Below are 17754 nucleotides of genomic sequence, written 5' to 3'. Positions count from 1 at the left end.
GGGAATTTAATAAATGACTTTTTTTCGAAGAGCGTCCCGGTTTACCATCGGGACGCTTTTTGTTTTACTTCTTTTCTCTAATGGCTTTAAATTCAGACCCATCTTTCCATTTTGGATAGGAATCTTCGTTACTAATTCGGTAACCCATATCAAACAGCATTCTTACGTCTTCTACAATGCCTGATAAATCCCATGTTTTGGCATCGAAATTATCCTGTGGCGAATGGTAACGGAATTTGGTAAAATCGGCTACCTGCTTTAATCCCCATGCTCTGCCGTTTTTGATATTATCTACGCCAGAACCTGTAAACAATGATGGCACACCAACTTTGGCCAGATTAAAATGATCTGAGCGATAGTACAAGCCTGATGATGGAACAGGATCCGGAACAATTACCCTCCCCTGCTTTTTAGCCGCCCCTGCAGCATAATCTTCCAATTCTGACTGACCAAAGCCATACACCACAATATCTTTGGTTTTACCTGCTATGCCCATCATATCCATATTGATATTGGCGACTGTTTTAGCCAAAGGAAAAGTTGGGTGTTTGGCATAATACTCAGAACCCAACAGGCCCTGCTCTTCAGCAGTATAAGAAATAAATAAAATGGTTCTTCCGGGAGCTTTAGGTAACTTTTTAAAGGCCGAAGCAATTTCGAATAAAGCAGCTACGCCGGTTGCATTATCAACTGCTCCGTTGTAAATAGAATCGCCTTGTATTTTTTCTCCCACACCTAAATGATCCCAATGTGCTGAATAAATAATAGCTTCATCTTTACGCTTATCGCCTGGTATTTTAGCCAGAACATTATAAGTAACCGATTTCTTGATGGTATTTTTAACTTTTAAAGAAGTAGTAATGCCTAAATCGACAGCCTTAAAACCTTTTTTCCGGGCGGTAAGAGCCAATTGATCGAATGATTTCCCATCCATTGCAAATAGTTGTTTCGCCTTATCTAAAGTAATCCAGCCTTCTACTACAGTCCTGCTCATTCCATTGTCTTCGCTTTGCAGGGTAAGTTTAGATTTCGACCAACCGCTTCGAACAACTGTCCAGGGGTAAGCTGCCGGTTCAGTATCGTGAACAATGATGATCCCCGTAGCACCCTGCCTTGCAGCCTCTTCAAACTTATAGGTCCATCTACCGTAATAAGTCATATTTTTGCCTTTAAACAAAGTAGAATCGGCAAAGCCCGGATCATTGATCAACACCACCACCGTTTTTCCCTTCACATCAAGATTTGCATAATCGTTCCAGCCATACTCGGGTGCAACGATGCCATAACCCGCAAAAACCAGTGGTGAGTTAGCAATGCTTACTTCATCTTGCACACGGCGGGTGCCAGCCACAAAATCGGATAAATAATTTAAGGTTAAAGACGTTGTTTTTCCTTTGAGCACCATTTTATCTTCAGGTACAGATTTAATCTCGACCATAGGAACCTCCTGGAAGAAACTATCTCCATTGCCAGGCTGCAGACCCAGTTTTTCAAACTGCGCTTTTAAATAATTAATGGTTTTGGTTTCTCCACTGGTAAAAGGTTTTCGCCCTTCTAAACTATCAGCCGCAATTACTGATAGATATTGGGTTAAACTAAAATCATTAATGGCTTTTATGGCTAAAGAATCGGCACCATCTTCGGTACTTTTTGCACCTTGTTTACAGGAACCAAAGAACAGGAGTGCGCAACTGGAAAGTAATAAGAGTTTTTTCATTATTAGGGATTTTTTTTAATAAAATGGTCGAATTTGCTGAAAAATACGAAGAAATTAGGAGTTTCTGTGCTTATTACCCGAAATTTGAGGGCCTCCTGCTGATCTCGCATATCTACGCAGACTAAGCTTAAACATCCTTATTCCAAATTTCAGCGTTTATCATCTTAAATCTGCGGGGACAACATATACCTTCCGCTAATCGCAAGATATACGCAAAACATGTATAGTTAGAGTTATTTCTTAATCAACTTAAATTTCTTCAATTGCTGCCCGTTCTTATTGATTACCCCTACATATACGCCTGTTGATAGTGCATTAAGGGCAAACTTATTCGAACTTGTTGCTTTTTCTTCAAAAACCTTCTGCCCTAATATGTTAAAGATAGATAGGCTATAATCTTCAAATGATCCGCTCAGAATGGTTAAATAATCGGCTACTGGATTTGGAAAAAAAGAAAATTCATTCTCCTTTAGGAACACTACCGATACCAGATCGCTCTGCACCTGGCCGTTGGCCGTTTCGAAAGTAACGCGGTAAAACTGGATTCCAGTTTTTGGTTTATCATCAAAAATGGTATAATCGAGCTGATTCTCAACAGGTTTAGTTTGCTGTAAAGCCGTGAAAGTATTAACCCCGGTTTGTTTTTCCCAGATGATATTCTTTAAATCCAAGGTGCTTCCAATCCTGAGATCAACCCTTATCCGGTTATCATCAGCCACTGATGCAAATAAACTCTTTACGTAACAGGCAATCCCCTGTTGTGTATAATCGATGGTATAACTTTTTACGCCTGTAAAACCTGCACCATTAGCTGCTACGGCAAAGTATTTACTAGAAACTTTATTGATATCAATTTTTGTAATGGTATCGGTAAGGGTTAACACAGGAGCAAGTATGTTATCTACAATATTATAGAGTGTATAATCTTTAGCACCTGATTGTGGATTCCAGTTTAGCACAATGCCATCCTTACATACATAGCCAACATTTAAGGTCCGCGGACTAGAAATCACAAAAGATTGACTCCATATGGTATCGCCTTCAACCACCATCCTGATCATTGCTTTCGAAAATTGATCGGGTGCTGCCCAATTATAAAAACCTTTGCTTAAATCGATTCCAGAAGCTATTGATTTCCATGTAACACCCTCGTCATAGCTCACCGATAAGTTTCCCGTTTTGCTGGTATAAGTATTCTCCCACCGGATGTAATTATCTTCATTGGCAAAAAAGTATTCATTTTTTTCAGGACTGATGAAGGAAAAAGCGTTTTTAAATGTATAACGATAAGCCAACGCAAAACGCTGGTTATTGCCTTGTATGATCCTGTTACCGTTAACATGAACATTGTAAGCACCAGCTGGAGGGCTGTCGAGCGTAATCTGCTGAATGTTATTGATCATGTCTGCCTTACGCACCGAAGGCTTTGAGAGGGAATCTAAATGCGGAAAACTGCTTAACACCCACGGAAGCGTTAAATTTCCCGCAGGATTTTCGAGACTTAAATCCAATCCATTAACCAAACTTTGCGCTGCATTTACCACAGCGGGAGGATCGTTCCAGGTAATGGTAAGTTTAACTTCGGCTACATTAGATGGAATAGTTAAAGGAATAAGCAAATCCTGATTTTTAGCCACTTCATATAAAGACACTCTGTTTTCATCTAAAGTTTTTAACGATTGGGCAACATTGAGTTTTCCATATCCGTACACAAAATCAACCTGCGGTGTACCTAAGTCATCGGCCGAATTAATTACTGTTGCCCTGATCAGTGATGCAGAAGGTGCTTTTTTATATTTCTGCTGGTAAAATTGTTCGAGCAAAGTAATAGATCCGCTGGTAATTGCTGCAGATCCGGATGTTCCATCTTCGCCAAGGGCAACAAGTTCAGGTTTTACACGACCATCGTAGGCAGGGCCTTTGCTACTCAGGTTTTCAGAAATATTTCCTCTGTTGATCCCACCTATTACCAACAAATTTTTAGCCTGTTTAAAATTGCCGGTTAAATTAGCACGAGCAGTCATGCCTTGATAAAATCCTACAGAAGGTGTGGTTGTTCCTTTGTTCCCGGCAGAAAAAACATGAATCAGTGTATCGGTTTCAAAAATCTGTTTATCGTAGGCAGCAGCCTCCATTCCATAATCATTATCTATATCGGTACCGTACGAATGATTTTGAACTTTAATCTGGAGTTTGTTTAAATCGGTAGCCGGGTCGGGCATTAAATTACTGAAATCGGAATAGGCAAGTTTGGCCTTAGGTGCCGCGCCCAAACCGCGGATAAAAGAATTACCATTTCCTAAGGCTAAAGTAGCCATAATAGTGGCATGAGTAGTTGGTGTTTTACCAATAGTAGCTCCCGGAAGTGTTTTTCCTAACAAATCAAGATCGGCTGCATCATACATTCCTTCTTTAAAAGAAACATTTATCCCTGTGCCATCAATCCCTGGAAAAAGATTATGTGCATTAGAAATTTGGTTTAAACCCAGATCCATTCCATTAACCACCACTTCCTCTTTAGCTATCGGTAAAACATCGGCGTATAAAATATCATTATGCTCCAACAACAACATTAAATCGGTTGGCGACAGGTTAACGGTACAAATGTTATTCACATGATCCGTTGATTTTATCTTTAAGCTTGTAACAGCCTTTGGCAATACATTTATATTTTTGAAAGCGAGCCGAACCAGGATAGAATCATTCTTTTTATTGCTTTTACTTAGTACTTTCATCAATCTATCACTAACCTTCCAAAGTCCGTTGGCTTGTTCCTGAGAAACTATACTGTTGGAAAGGTTATTAACAGAAGATTTTTCAACAATAAAATAATCTCCTGAAAGCTTCTTTTTGGGCTTCAATAATTGAATTTCGCGGGCAGTTAAGGTATGGTTGAACCGAACCAAAATGATCCCTTCATCTTTTATTTTTTGGAGATTGCTTGTTTTGGAAATATATTTTTCAAAATATTTTTCTATTCCAGCAGGTTGTACTTGTGCGTTTAAACCAAACGCAGACAGACAAAAACATATAACTAAAAATACAGTAACGACTCTCAATAATTATTTTATTATAAAATTTTGTTTACATCATATATCTTCCCTAAATTAGGATTTATAAGGTAATCCACAAATTTTATTAACTAACTTATTCAACCTAAACTAATTTAATTCTAACTAAGATGAAAACAACAAAATTTTTATCGATTGCTGCAGTGTGTCTTCTACTCACGAACTTATACTCTTGTAAGAGTAATAATACAGAAAATGCAGTAGAAAATAAAACTGATATTTCGGCAGACAAATTATCACAGATCAAATCTCTAGGCTTTAGCACCGATAATATCCGTAAGATAGATGAAGGCTACTTGGTAGAAGGAGATATTCTTTTAACCGACGACAATTTAGCTGAACCTTCTACAGGTGCAAATTTAAACATTGCCGAAACTGAACAGTACCGAACCACAAACCTGGTTAAATCTTTACCACGTGTAATTACTGTGTCGGTAACCAATTTGCCTCAGGTATATAGCGATGCTGTAAACACCATGATATCGAGATATAACTCATTGGGTTTACGTATCACTTTCCAGAGGGCAAGTGCCGGAACAACCGGAAACATTAACGTTGTAGGCTTTAACGAAGGTCCGAGTGGCGGCTTTATTACCTTAGGTTCTGCGGGTTTTCCTACTTCTTCAGGCCAACCTTTTAACCAGATCAGAATGAATACCAATGCAGCAGCCTATGGTACCAATCCTAATTTATTGTATCTGGCTTCTGTGATCCAGCACGAAGTTGGCCATTGCATCGGTTTCCGTCATACCGATTACATGAATCGTGCCTTTAGCTGTGGTGCCAGTGGCGCAGGCAACGAAGGTGCATCGAACGTTGGTGCGGTTAGAATACCGGGAACCCCTTCTGCTCCTGATGCAGCTTCATTTATGTTAGCTTGTTCTAATGGTGGTAACCGCACATTCAATGCAAATGACGTCATTGCCGTAAATTACCTTTACAAATAAAATTTTAGCGGATTACCTTAACAGATCAGAAGCCCCGAAATTTTCGGGGCTTTTTTGTTTATATTCTATTCACTAAAGGATTACAACAGAAATAGACCCTGAAATAAATTACCAATGACAGCGTTATAAAATCGGCCGTCATTTCTACTGAAGCGCAGCGAAACAGAGAAATCTTTAACATAGTTTAAAGATCTCTCCACTGCGGTCGAGATGACGACACTTCGCAGTATATCATCTCCACTCCAATGTTTTTTTCTGGAACTGACCTCTCAGGATAAAGCGTAACGAGAACCACTGACAACTTGCTTAACCTTTGAAACACATCCCTAAATTAACCAAACCTGATAGCGCCAAATAGCTCCCGATTTAAGGAAACATTTGTTATTTAAGTGCTTTTAAAATCGGGACTATGGGCAATAGCAGGGCTGAAATAACCGAAGAACTACCGAAGCCTGCTTTCCAAAAAAATAAAATGGTTTATGGGGACACAAACCAGGGCAATCGTGTTTAAAAATTTAATCGGCTACCTCTTTGATAAACTTACCACTGGCATCATACCAAACATTTACATCGGGCGTACCTTCAATATCGATTTTATAAATAATTTTTCCGCCGGTGTTAATCCAATCTACATCATCAATCCTGCCTTTTGGATATTTCGCTTTAATATTTTTAGCTATTACTGCCGGAAGCTGGGAATTTGGAATATCTTTTTCGGAAGAAACCGTTTTGCCTGAAGCTGTATAGGTAGCTTTATGATCTACCCTTCCTAAATTAAAATCGACTTCATAGTTAGCTCCCTTCTTTTCCCAATCTACATCTGATGCTTTCGGATAAGCTTTATTAAATGCCGTTTTAATAACTGATGGAACATCTTTTTGATTTATATCTTGAGCGCTGCTACTGGCCATCCCTCCTACCAGGAGAAATGCTGCCAAAATTGTGCTTTTGTAATTCATAATAAAACAACAGCCACATCCTTTAAATTGTTTCACCCCGTGAATGAGGCTTAATGAGTTATGGTTAAATCACTAGAATGGTTTGTGAGGGCACAAACCATGGAAATTGATAAACACGGATTGAATCTGTGTGCATCCTTTTTATCTGTGGTTAAATAAATAACAAAATGCCTTGTGAGAACGCAACCATGGCGAAAGGGGAAAACTTTGCAATAGAAAGGTTTAAATTTGGAACACAACCCTAAATTAATCAAACCTGATAGCGCCGAATAGCTCCCGATTTGAGGAAACATCTTCTATTTAAGAACACTTTAAATCGGGACTATAGGCAATAGCAGGACTGAAATAACCGAAGAACTACCGAAACCTGCTTTTCAAAAAAGCTATCAACACTAAACATAAACACCAATCGGATAGATTGCCACGGCTAATGAAGGTTAGTCTCAACAGTCAAGAGTTTTTTTTGGAGCGCAATACCTGTGTAAAACATTTAGTTCCTCCCGTTTTACGCTTATACGCTTCGCTGCCTCGTACCTCGTTGCTGCAGGGTAACACTTCAACCGGGGCTAGGTGGCCAAGGCAGCATTCCATTTTTGAGGTTGCATGAGCACCTACTTCGTTTCTAACACCAATCGGATAGATTGCCACAGCTAATGAAAAAATTAGCCTCGCAATGACGACCTTTCTAGAAAAATAGACCATGAAATAAATTAAGGGTGACGCGCTGATGAAGTATTTTAACCACAGATGGGTACAGATAAACACGGATTGAATCTGTGTGCATCCTTTTTATCTGTGGTTAAATAAATAACAAAATGCCTTGTGAGGACACAAACTATGGCGAAAGGGGAAAAATTTTGCAATAGAAAGGTTTAAATTTGGAACACAGCCCTAAATTAATCAAATCTGATAGCGCCAAATAGCTCCCGATTTAAAGAAATATCGTATTTAAGAGGCTTAAAATCGGGACTATAGGCAATAGCAGACTGAAATAACCGAAGAACTACCGAAACCTGCTTTTCAAAAAAGCTATCCAACACTAAACATAAACACCAATCGGGTAGATTGCCACGGCTAATAAAGGATTAGCCTTATAATGACGCTCATAAAAGACCCTGAAATAAATTCAGGGTGACGCTGCGATTAAAATTAGCCTCGCAGTGACGACTTATCGTTATAAAAAATGGCCTGCGTTTCCACAGGCCATCTAAATAAACTATTGTAATAAAACTATTTTCCGTTCTGCTCGATATCACGGTCCATTTCTACTAAATCAACATCACTTGGTTCAGAAAAATCACCGATTAAATATTTATTAAAATGATCAGCCAGTTTCCAGAAAGCATACTCTGTCATATCTCCAAAACCATGGCGCTGCCCAGGGATAATCAAGAAATCGAAACGTTTACCTGCTTTCATTAGTGCATTGGCCACGCGGATAGAGTTTGCTAGATGCACATTATTATCTACATCACCGTGCATCAATAACAAATGCCCTTTAAGATTTTTGGCCAGATCAGGATTTTTATCGATGCTGTATTTAAATGAAGTATCACCTTTTAACGAAATCGTTTCTTTTACACCATGATGTTTTTCGCTCCACCAGCGGTTATAAATGCTGTTATCGTGGTTACCTGCGTTCGAAACCGCAGCTTTAAAGAAATCCGGATAAACCAACATAGCAGCTGTTGACATAAATCCGCCTCCGGAATGGCCTGTAATACCCACTTTAGATTCGTCGATGTAAGCATATTTAGCTGCCAATTGCTCAATGGCTGTTTTCTTATCTGCTAAACCGTAATCGCGCAAATTACCATAACCGTAAGTATGGTACCATTTAGAACGTGAAGGATTTCCACCACGGTTACCTACTGTAATTACGATATAACCAAATTGCGCCAAACGTTCGGTACGATCCATACTTTTGCTAAAAGCTTTGTTTACCGCTTCCGTTTGTGGTCCTGGATAAACATATTCGATAACCGGATATTTTTTATTTGGATCGAAATCGAAAGGTTTATACATTACGCCATACAGATCAGTTATTCCATCATCTGCCTTTACTTTGAAAGGTTCAGGGAATTTGTAACCCGCTGTCATTAGCAATGAAAGATCTGTCGTCTCAAGATCCATTACTTTTTTGCCTGTTCCATCATAAAGCGTAGCTTTTGGTGCCGTATTTACCCTCGAATAATTATCTACAAAGAAGCTATTGTTATCATTCATGTTCGCCACATGGTCAAAATCTCCGGCATTTAACAATTTTAGGTTCGAACCATCAAAACTGATGCTGTACAGGTGTAGATAATAAGGATCTTCCTTACCTTCCCTGCCATTTGCCGTAAAATAAAGGATCCGTTTTTTCTCATCTATATTCACGATACTCTCGCAGTGGAAAGCTCCTTTGGTAATCTGGTTTTTTAGTTTTCCATTTTCGTCAAAAAGATAAAAATGTGCCCAACCATCGCGCTCACTCCAATGAATTAATTCTTTACCATCATTTACCAAACCCGGGCGGTTAACTTCAACATAAGTATTAAAGCGTTCGTCGATTAAAGGCGTTACTTTTCCGGTGGCAATATCAACCGTACCTATATCAATACGCTTTAAATCGCGACTGGTGCGCGAAAAATAAAATCTACTATCGTTTCCCAACCAAATCGAAGGGCGAAATTCGTTATCGCGGTCTTTATTTAAAGATGGTTTGCTCCAAACGGAAACACTTTGATCTTTAAAAGCGGCAACACTCAATTTTTTATAAGATTTTGTAGCAAAATCAAATAACAAAACTTCATCTTGCGGAGCTTCGGCCTCTCCAGGCATTTGATATTTATAGGTTTCTAAAGTCGGGCGACCAGGTGTAACGCTATTAATTACCCAAAGATCTTTAACCTTACGCGAATCGGTTCTGTCCAATACAAAATATTTCGAATTTGGCGACCAGAGCACATAAGCACCACGGCGTTTTTTATTGTTTTTTTCGTTCTCTACGTTGTTCTCGCCATCGCCATCACTTCCGTAAGAATAGAATTTAACCCCATCTTTAGTGAGTTGATGCTCAACAATAGTGCTATCATCTTCATTTTTCACCGCTTTTTTGTAGTTCTCTTTATCCATCCAATACAGGTTGTAGTTACGGGAGAAGATAATTGCCGACGAATCAGGTGCTACTGATCCCCATGATGGTTTTGGTTTTGGCTTACTGAAGTTTGGCACCTCTGTTAATTTTGCACTGGCCAGCTCATATTTGAAAGAAAATATTTTCTTCTGCATCGAATCTGCAGCTTTTTTATCTTTTCTATCCTTTTTAAGCTCATCCACACTGCTTTTGATTTCGAAAGAAATACTTTTTTCGTCGGCAGCAAATTTTAAGTTTTCGAGCGGTAAATGTTCGGCATCGAATGGATCTCGAACAATTAGAGTAATATCTGCTGCCAGTTTTGCATTATCAAACATTAGTTTCTTGTTTTTTGATGCAGGATCTACCAGATACCAGAATTTTCCTTTTGGACTTTCGAAAGTGTACCAGAAACGATTACTCAATTTTAACCAATGCGGATCCACAGCAGTAGAATAAACCATTTTTTTCAACTTATTTGGCGAAAAACGCGATGCAAGCTGATAGTTTGCTTTAGGCTGAGGCTGAATATTTTCGGTTAAAGTAAATGTTTTGTTTTGTGCGGCTACAGTTAAGGATAAAAACTGCGCGCACAGCAGGAGTTTGTAAAGTTTATTCATCAAAATTTGTTTGAGCCGCTAAATTATTTAATTAAAGCATATTAAGCAGGTTTTGATATGTAATAAATGCGATAGTTAGTGTAATTTCCTGCAATTGAAATTAATTATTAACACAAGTTATTTTGATGGAAAAATAATTAATGGTTTTTATAGTTTTGTAGCTATATATCCTAATAATGAAATACAGCTTTTTAACCCTAATAACAGCCGGAGTAATCTTATTTGCCAGCTGCCAATCCAAATCTCAAACAGAAAATTCTGCTACTCAAGATTCTGCTGCACAAACCAGCAATGCTGCAGCAAGTACCGGAACCCCAGTTGACGTTTCGAAAATTAAAGTTGCTGATGCTAAAACCATTTTAGCCAGAAAGCAGGTGCCAATTTTATGCTACCACCAGGTAAGAAACTGGAAACCAACTGATGGCAAAGTAGGTAAAGATTATATAGTAGAAATCCAGAACTTTAAAGATCAGATGAAAATGTTGGCCGATAGCGGTTACCATACCATTTTACCAGATCAGCTTTACGCCTACCTGAACACTGGTGCAGCGTTACCAAGTAAACCCATTATGCTAACCTTTGACGATACTGACCTCGATCAATTTACCATTGTACGCCCAACTTTAGATAAATTGGGTTATAAAGCCGTTTATTTTATCATGACAGTTTCGATTGGCAAAAAAGGCAAATTTGTAGATTACATGAGCAAGGAGCAGATTAAACAACTTTCTGACGAAGGAAATGTTATTGGTAGCCATACTTACGACCATAAAAATTTCAAGAAATATGCAGGTAAAGATTGGGAAGAGCAATTAGACAAACCAACCAAAAAACTGGAAGAAATTACAGGTAAAAAAATGACAGAATTTGCCTATCCCTTTGGTTTATGGAATGCAGAAGGTATTCCGGAGCTTAAAAAGCGTGGTTTTAGAATGGCTTTTCAACTATCGACCAAACGCGATGAAAAAGATCCGTTATTTACCATCCGCAGGATTATCGCCAGTGGTTACTGGTCGCCTAAAACATTAAGCAATAGTATTAAAAATAGCTTTTAAGCAAAATAATCCCGGCAAAAACCGGGATTTTCTTTTTAACGAACCCCCTCTTCGATATGAAAAAAATTGCAGTATTAGTTTTATTGTTCTTTCAGATCATTAAGCTCCAGGCACAAACACCACACTTGAGCGGAAAAGTAGAAGTTGTAATGGCTACAGGCCAGATTACCTGCGATTTTGTACTCAGTAACATCCCCAACCTGGCAAAAGACTATCAGATTTTATTAAATAAGGGCTTTAACATTAAGGCCATCATAAGATTCTGCAAACCAAACCCTAAAATATTCTGGCTTTTATGATGGCGCCATGCGTGGCGAGGGCTTAACTTATGCCCCATTATATAAAGATAGCACACTGGTAAATCCTGTCAAACTACACATCACCTACACAGGAGCATTCCCGATTTATACCGATACACTGAACTTTATAGATTTTAAGGGATTGATTGCTTTTAATGGTAAAACGATGAGGGCTGCCGATCAATCTAAATGGTATCCTGTAATTTACGACATCAAAAACGACAGGTTGATTGAACAGATGACCTTCGATATCCAGGTAACGGCTAAAGATGTTAAAATGATTTTTGTAAATGGCGATCTGCCTAAACCAGGCCCTATGGCCAGATTTAAATCGAATATCCCTATTGCGCCTATGCTTTTTGCCGGAGATTATGATGTACAAAAAACCAATGGTGCGTTATTTTTAAACACGCAGATGAATGATAAGCAACTGAAGGTTTTTGAACAGAATATTGCTGAAATGAAAGCCTATTATTTTAAGGTTTTAAAAATTCCATACGATACAAAAAATGTATTTATTGAGCATGCGCCGGTAGAAAAATTTAACAAAGGCAGAAGCTGGGGTTTTGTGGCTTTTCCAACAATAGCTTTTGCAGGTATTAAACTGGGCGATATGGTTGATGAGGAACACAGTAAACTTAAAGATTCTACAGATTATCCATTTATTGCACACGAAATTGGCCATTATTATTTCGGCAACGTGCTACAACCCAACTCTACTTTGTTCTGGTTCTTTTTAGAATCTACCGCAGAGTATTTATCAGTAAAAGCCAGTGAAGAAAAATTCGGAAAAGCTTTCGGCACTAAATATTTTCAGGACAGGGGAAAACAACTGAAAAATTTTAAAGCCAAACCCTTAAATACGGTTAAAGAAATGAATGAGATCTCAGGTACTTACCGCTATTCCTACGGTCCATTTCTGCTTCGTGGCTTAGAGCAAATGATTGGTGAGCAAAGGACATTTAAATTCTTAAACACCTGCTTAACGGCTAAAAATGAATTTACTGACTATAATTTCTTCAGAAAAAATGCTTTAAAATCGGGCATTACTCAAAAAGAGTGGGATGCTTACGAAAAAGAATTTATCCTTTCTGAAAACGCTGTATCTTTAATCAAATAAATTAAAAAAACTTGGATAAACATCTAAAATCTGCTGCTCATACCCTTTTATTAATGCTATTTTTGGGATCATTTTTACTGGCTTGTTCGAGCAGTAAACAAAAAGAAAAAATCGCTATAACAAGCACTATCAAACAGGTTAAACTAGATTCGGCCAAAGCCCAACCTGCCGATAACAAAACCATTTTGGCCCGTAGAGAAGTGCCTGTTCTGTGTTATCATCAGATCAGAAACAATATTGCAAGTGACAGTAAAAGAGCACACGACGATATTATTGCCCCAGCTAAATTTAAGGAGCATATGAAAATGCTGGCAGATAGTGGTTACCATTCCATTTTGCCAGATGAGTTGTACAACTACCTGGTTTATGACGCCAAATTACCTGAGAAGCCCATTATGATTACTTTTGATGATACGGACGAAGATCAATTTACCATTGGGAATACAACGTTAAAAAAACATGGCTTTAAAGGCGTTTATTTTATCATGACGGTATCAATCGGCAGAAAAGGCCGGATCAATTACATGACTAAAGAACAGATTAAACAACTATCTGACGAAGGAAATGTGATTGCCAGCCATACCTACAATCATAAAAACTTTGCACAGTTTACCGATGCCGACTGGACCACTCAAATTGATGAGCCAACCAAAAAACTAGAACAAATTACGGGTAAAAAGGTCGCATATTTCGCCTATCCCTATGGTGTTTTCAAAGCTTCAACCTTACATAAGCTAAAAGAACATGGCTTTAAAGCGGCGTTTATACTTTCAACGGCAAGAGATGAAAACTACCCGCTTTATACGCTCAGAAGAATAATTGATCCGGGAAGATACACGGCAAAAAATTTATATTACAGCATAAACAAGAGTTTTAACAAAACAAAATCTTAGTAAAGAGGTTTAAAAATTGGAGGGTTTGAATGTTAAGAGCGATTAAAAGTTAAAAGGTTTGAATGTTGAAAAGTTAAACTTATCGAGAAATACAACATTTAAACGTTACAACATTACAACTCTACTGCCAACTTTACAACATTAATCCCCTGCCCTATGAAATATGCTCTGTTTTTTTGCCTTTTCGGAATAACGATCATATCAGCCTGTAACAACCCTAAAAATGGAGCCAATACCACTGAAACTACAAATGATAGTACAGCGAATGTAAAAGCCGAACTTGCAGAAAGTTTTTACAAGAGATTGGAAGGTACTATTGCAGGCAAAAAGGTGGTAATGCATTTGCAAAAAGTTGATAACGATGTAAGTGGCACTTATTATTATGACGGCTCATGGCTTAATCTATCAACCGATACTTTAATCGGGAAAGACAGCATTGTACTTACAGAATACAGTTTTTATGAATCGTACTTTACGCAGGATTTTAAATCGCCACATTTGGCCCTGAAATGGAATGGAAATGGCTTTAATGGAAATTGGGAAAGTGGCGATAAAACCAAAAAATATCCGATTACTTTAACCGAAAAATATCCTGAGGGCAGTTATCAATTCAACGCAGGCATTTATAAAGATTCAGTTAAAGCATTTGCCAATCAGCCAAAATCGCCTGCAGCTGAAATCAGTTTTGAATACCTCGAAAGCAAAAGCAATAATGAATACGGCAACTGGCTAAACTCGGAGCTTAAAAAAATTTCAGGACTAAAATCACTGGTCGATCGCTCAATCGGTTTCAAAAATATTGCAGCTGCCTATTTTAAAGATTATAAAACCCAGGTAACCGAGCAATCAAAAAATAGCCGTGGTGATGATTTCCAGGCATGGATGAATTATACCAACAATAGTCAGCAATCGGTTAATTATAATGATAATGGTTATGTCGTAATCGATTTCCTGGCTGATGCTTATACTGGTGGTGCACATGGAAACTACAGCAGTGTGATGTACTGCCTGGATGTGAAAAACAAAAAACAAATGGTATTGAGCGATATCATTAAAATAGATTCGAATACCTTACAAAGCATTTTAGAACGCAATCTTCGCAAAGAATATAACATTAAAGCTAAAGACGCATTGAGCACAGTTCTGTTTGATGATTTTATAAAACCAAACAATAACTTTTATTTCAATGCCAATGGGATTGCTTTTATGTATAACCCATATGAAGTAACCAGTTATGCACAAGGGCAGATTGTCGTATTTATTCCTTATGCAGATTTAAAGACTTATTTGGTGCCGGCTTTTAAGCAAAGGGTAGGCATTAAGTAGCTCATCAATTTACAATTGACAGTTCTCAGATTTCAGTTGATTATTGATTAACTGAAAACTGCCAACTGAAAACTTATCATCTGCGTTTATCCTCCTCAATCAGCGGGAATAAATGTAAAAGGAGCTTTAGAACTAACTGCGACTATAGAGCTGTTACCGGCACACATAGAACTGAAAATTGCAAATTGCTAACTGAAAACTTATAATATCTCTTTTACGATATAATCTTTACCATTAAACTTAAAGCTTTCATTTATTGCTTTTCCGATCAAAAACCGCCCGATTGGCGAAGCCTGCGATACTGCAAAGATTTTTTGTCCATCGATATTAAGTTCTCCGGCACTGATGCTGATGTAAAAATTGCCTTCTGAAGTTAAAACCAAACTTCCGTTTTTAACCAGGCGATCTGATTCCACATTCTCGATCTGCTGTAATGCAATTTTCTGCTGCCCGGCTTCGTACAGTAATTTACTGTTGCGATCCATCTCCTGTTGCATCATTTCTCGCGTGGTTTCATATTTATCGCCCGCGCTACTTTTTGTATCATCATTCGAAGCCTGCCTGGCCTGTTGCAAAGAATATTCAATATTTTCTATCCTGTTTTGGATAAAAGTTAAGCAAAGCTGATAAAGTTTAGATTTTAATGCAGACATATAATAATGGGTAATAGAGAATGTAAAACGGATGATATTAAATGGAAAATAGACTATTTCCTTAAGGCAAAGGCCTGTTTTAAAATAGATTCGATTTTCTTTTTAGGAATATCTTTTAGGTGGTTAATCAATAAAATTTTCATTCGTGCTCTTTTCTCCTGCAACAGATCTTCGTGTTCAATTTTATTTCCATCAACTAAACCAATGTAAGGCTGATGAAGTTTTTTATGTATCCAAAGATAACAGAACATTTTCCCTTTATGGTAATAAAAAGGCATTCCATATTTCCAATGCTCGGTAATATCATTATAACCCATTAAAAGCGACCTTAAATATTGCAGGCAGCCTTTTACAGGTTCATCTTTTTGCTCGAAATAATTATCAAGAGGATTTAGCATAACATTAAATAATGAATCAGTAGATAGATCGTCATTTCGACCGAAGTGGAGAAATCTTTTCAAATTGCCCTATGAAATTTTTGCTTAAAGATCTCTCTCCCGAAAGTTCGGGACTAAGCTCCAGTCGAGATGACGAAGACTCTTGACTCAGGACTAAGGACTCAAGGACTCAAGGACTACCCTTCTATCCACCTCACTTTTTCTTCCATCGAAGTTCTATTTGGCGCCCAGGGTTTTTCGTTATGATAGCCCATGTAAAATAAACCGATGCACTTTTCGTTTTCACCCAGACTTAAGAAATCGCCTAAATCATCAATCAATGGTGGCGAACTCCAATAGGCGCCAACATTCAAACTTTCTGCAGTTAAAGCCATATTTTGAACTGCACAGGAAACGGCCGCCAACTCTTCCCACTCAGGTATTTTACCGCTCACCTGCATATTTATAGCGATAATGCAATCAGCCTGACTCGTTTTTTCGGCAAAGCTGTCGTACTTTTTCTGTAAAAACTGTTGCGGGCTCACCAATTCTTTATATAATTTACCCAATTCTTCACCAAGTTTTGTTAATCCCGCTTTTCTGATCACCACAAAGCGCCAGGGCTGGGTTAATTTATGTGTTGGTGCATAATTGGCTGTTTCTAAAATCTGGTTAATTACCTCAACAGGAATTTCTTTTTTTATATAGCTGGCAGGGAAAATACTGCGACGTTCTTTTATCACTTTTGAAATGATATCGTATGTTGTACTCATGTGGTAAATATAAGGTAAAAGGCGTAAGGTAGAAGGTTTAAGGCTAGATTTGACGTTTAGCTAACTGAAAACTTTGAACGACTAACTGCAAATTGAAAACTGCAAACTGATAACTGTCAACTGCGAACTGCCAACTGTTTCCTAATCTGTTTAACTTTCGCAAAAAAGCCTATGCTTTCTTTATCCACCAGAAAATCCATGGTTTGTAACAGTTCTTCCTTAATCCAGCTGTGCTTAGTGTTTAAATTGGCTAAAATATTAAGGCAATGTGACTTTACGGCTACAGGAATCTTCTCGTCAATCAACCAGGCAAAAACAACTTCTACCAAATGATCGGTATTATAATCGGCAAGGATTTTCTTAATTTCCATAGAAGCATTTTTTTTGGTCATAAAGGCGAGGATTTTAACATAATGCCTTAATGCCGATAAATTGCTTTGATGTGGAAATTTCTCCAAAAAATAAAGTGCATAAGGCATAAATCGCTGTTGATGGTTAGCAAAAACATTTTCTAAAATCCATGCGGCCCTGAAACCAATCTGTTCGTCATGATAGAAGCTTAAATCGATCAGATCTTTTACCGAAAAGGTGTCTTCTGAAGCTATAGCTGCTAATTTTTCTACTTTGTTTTTTTGAAGCGTCGTTTTTACGGTTTCGAGCAAGAGATCGTTTTGCATAAAACGAAAATATATTTTTTATTAGACAAAACCTCACATTTTTTTTGAACCCTGAGCCGTTTTAAAAAACTATTAACTGAAAACTGCAAACTGTTTGGGCGTTACCCAAGCTACGCAAGGGTCGGGCTTTTCAGGGCTACGTTACACTC

14 protein-coding genes are annotated in these 17754 nt (G+C 37.9%); 6 read left to right on the top strand and 8 right to left on the bottom strand.

Features of this window, described 5'->3' with window-relative positions; translation table 11 throughout:
- Window positions 1-64 precede the first annotated feature (64 nt).
- Together QF042_RS10500 and QF042_RS10495 are read right to left on the bottom strand one after the other, a co-directional pair.
- Window positions 65-1717 carry a M28 family metallopeptidase gene (locus tag QF042_RS10500; RefSeq protein ID WP_307528019.1) on the bottom strand — a complete coding sequence of 551 codons (1653 nt, stop codon included), beginning with the start codon at window positions 1715-1717 and terminating at the stop codon, window positions 65-67.
- 233 nt (window positions 1718-1950) lie between these two features.
- Window positions 1951-4578, bottom strand: coding sequence for a S8 family serine peptidase (locus QF042_RS10495; RefSeq protein WP_307528017.1), 2628 nt, complete (start codon window positions 4576-4578; stop codon window positions 1951-1953).
- A gap of 320 nt (window positions 4579-4898) precedes the next feature.
- Here QF042_RS10495 and QF042_RS10490 point away from each other — a divergent pair, with 320 nt between their 5' ends.
- Complete coding sequence (locus QF042_RS10490; protein ID WP_307528015.1) at window positions 4899-5735, top strand: M57 family metalloprotease; 837 nt, start codon at window positions 4899-4901, stop codon at window positions 5733-5735.
- A gap of 515 nt (window positions 5736-6250) precedes the next feature.
- On the opposite strand, the gene QF042_RS10485 is transcribed toward QF042_RS10490, so the two are convergent.
- The gene (locus tag QF042_RS10485; protein ID WP_307528014.1) at window positions 6251-6694 is read right to left on the bottom strand and encodes a PepSY-like domain-containing protein; all 444 of its coding nucleotides are present in this window, start codon (window positions 6692-6694) and stop codon (window positions 6251-6253) included.
- Window positions 6695-7924: 1230 nt separating this feature from the next.
- Window positions 7925-10432: a DPP IV N-terminal domain-containing protein gene (locus QF042_RS10480; protein WP_307528012.1), complete on the bottom strand. Its 2508-nt coding sequence runs from the start codon at window positions 10430-10432 to the stop codon at window positions 7925-7927.
- 176 nt (window positions 10433-10608) lie between these two features.
- On the opposite strand from QF042_RS10480, the gene QF042_RS10475 reads away from it, so the two are divergent.
- The 5 genes from QF042_RS10475 (at window position 10609) to QF042_RS10455 (ending at window position 15125) form a co-directional block, all read left to right on the top strand.
- Window positions 10609-11487 (top strand): polysaccharide deacetylase family protein, encoded by an 879-nt coding sequence (locus QF042_RS10475; protein ID WP_307528010.1) that lies wholly within the window; start codon window positions 10609-10611, stop codon window positions 11485-11487.
- 56 nt (window positions 11488-11543) lie between these two features.
- Window positions 11544-11786 carry a hypothetical protein gene (locus tag QF042_RS10470; RefSeq protein WP_307528008.1) on the top strand — a complete coding sequence of 81 codons (243 nt, stop codon included), beginning with the start codon at window positions 11544-11546 and terminating at the stop codon, window positions 11784-11786.
- 7 nt (window positions 11787-11793) lie between these two features.
- Window positions 11794-12906, top strand: coding sequence for a M1 family aminopeptidase (locus QF042_RS10465; RefSeq protein WP_307528006.1), 1113 nt, complete (start codon window positions 11794-11796; stop codon window positions 12904-12906).
- A gap of 11 nt (window positions 12907-12917) precedes the next feature.
- A complete protein-coding gene (locus tag QF042_RS10460) occupies window positions 12918-13799 on the top strand; it encodes a polysaccharide deacetylase family protein (protein ID WP_307528004.1) in 882 nt (293 codons plus the stop codon).
- A 156-nt stretch (window positions 13800-13955) separates the two neighbouring features.
- Window positions 13956-15125 carry an RsiV family protein gene (locus QF042_RS10455; RefSeq protein ID WP_307528002.1) on the top strand — a complete coding sequence of 390 codons (1170 nt, stop codon included), beginning with the start codon at window positions 13956-13958 and terminating at the stop codon, window positions 15123-15125.
- 200 nt (window positions 15126-15325) lie between these two features.
- Here the strand turns inward: QF042_RS10455 and QF042_RS10450 are convergent, their stop codons facing one another.
- From QF042_RS10450 to QF042_RS10435, 4 genes are all read right to left on the bottom strand, one after another.
- Complete coding sequence (locus QF042_RS10450; protein WP_307528001.1) at window positions 15326-15778, bottom strand: 3-oxoacyl-ACP synthase; 453 nt, start codon at window positions 15776-15778, stop codon at window positions 15326-15328.
- Window positions 15779-15831: 53 nt separating this feature from the next.
- Window positions 15832-16176 (bottom strand): DUF1801 domain-containing protein, encoded by a 345-nt coding sequence (locus QF042_RS10445; protein ID WP_307527999.1) that lies wholly within the window; start codon window positions 16174-16176, stop codon window positions 15832-15834.
- Between the two features lie 176 nt (window positions 16177-16352).
- The gene (locus QF042_RS10440) at window positions 16353-16928 is read right to left on the bottom strand and encodes a nitroreductase (RefSeq protein ID WP_307527997.1); all 576 of its coding nucleotides are present in this window, start codon (window positions 16926-16928) and stop codon (window positions 16353-16355) included.
- A gap of 116 nt (window positions 16929-17044) precedes the next feature.
- Window positions 17045-17605, bottom strand: coding sequence for a hypothetical protein (locus tag QF042_RS10435; protein WP_307527995.1), 561 nt, complete (start codon window positions 17603-17605; stop codon window positions 17045-17047).
- Between the last annotated feature and the right edge of the window lie 149 nt (window positions 17606-17754).

Origin of the sequence: Pedobacter sp. W3I1, from assembly GCF_030816015.1 — a bacterium.
Classification (GTDB): domain Bacteria; phylum Bacteroidota; class Bacteroidia; order Sphingobacteriales; family Sphingobacteriaceae; genus Pedobacter.
The sequence above is the reverse complement of the archived record's forward strand: the minus strand, read 5'-3'. Positions and strand labels throughout refer to the sequence as shown.

Excerpts from the sequence above, each read along its gene's own strand:
- QF042_RS10450 (WP_307528001.1), bottom strand. The coding sequence starts at position 15,778 with ATGTCTGCATTAAAATCTAAACTTTATCAGCTTTGCTTAACTTTTATC.
- QF042_RS10440 (WP_307527997.1), bottom strand. The coding sequence starts at position 16,928 with ATGAGTACAACATACGATATCATTTCAAAAGTGATAAAAGAACGTCGC.
- QF042_RS10470 (WP_307528008.1), top strand. The coding sequence starts at position 11,544 with ATGAAAAAAATTGCAGTATTAGTTTTATTGTTCTTTCAGATCATTAAG.
- QF042_RS10435 (WP_307527995.1), bottom strand. The coding sequence starts at position 17,605 with ATGCAAAACGATCTCTTGCTCGAAACCGTAAAAACGACGCTTCAAAAA.
- QF042_RS10445 (WP_307527999.1), bottom strand. The coding sequence starts at position 16,176 with ATGCTAAATCCTCTTGATAATTATTTCGAGCAAAAAGATGAACCTGTA.
- QF042_RS10455 (WP_307528002.1), top strand. The coding sequence starts at position 13,956 with ATGAAATATGCTCTGTTTTTTTGCCTTTTCGGAATAACGATCATATCA.
- QF042_RS10475 (WP_307528010.1), top strand. The coding sequence starts at position 10,609 with ATGAAATACAGCTTTTTAACCCTAATAACAGCCGGAGTAATCTTATTT.
- QF042_RS10485 (WP_307528014.1), bottom strand. The coding sequence starts at position 6,694 with ATGAATTACAAAAGCACAATTTTGGCAGCATTTCTCCTGGTAGGAGGG.
- QF042_RS10480 (WP_307528012.1), bottom strand. The coding sequence starts at position 10,432 with ATGAATAAACTTTACAAACTCCTGCTGTGCGCGCAGTTTTTATCCTTA.
- QF042_RS10465 (WP_307528006.1), top strand. The coding sequence starts at position 11,794 with ATGCGTGGCGAGGGCTTAACTTATGCCCCATTATATAAAGATAGCACA.
- QF042_RS10490 (WP_307528015.1), top strand. The coding sequence starts at position 4,899 with ATGAAAACAACAAAATTTTTATCGATTGCTGCAGTGTGTCTTCTACTC.
- QF042_RS10500 (WP_307528019.1), bottom strand. The coding sequence starts at position 1,717 with ATGAAAAAACTCTTATTACTTTCCAGTTGCGCACTCCTGTTCTTTGGT.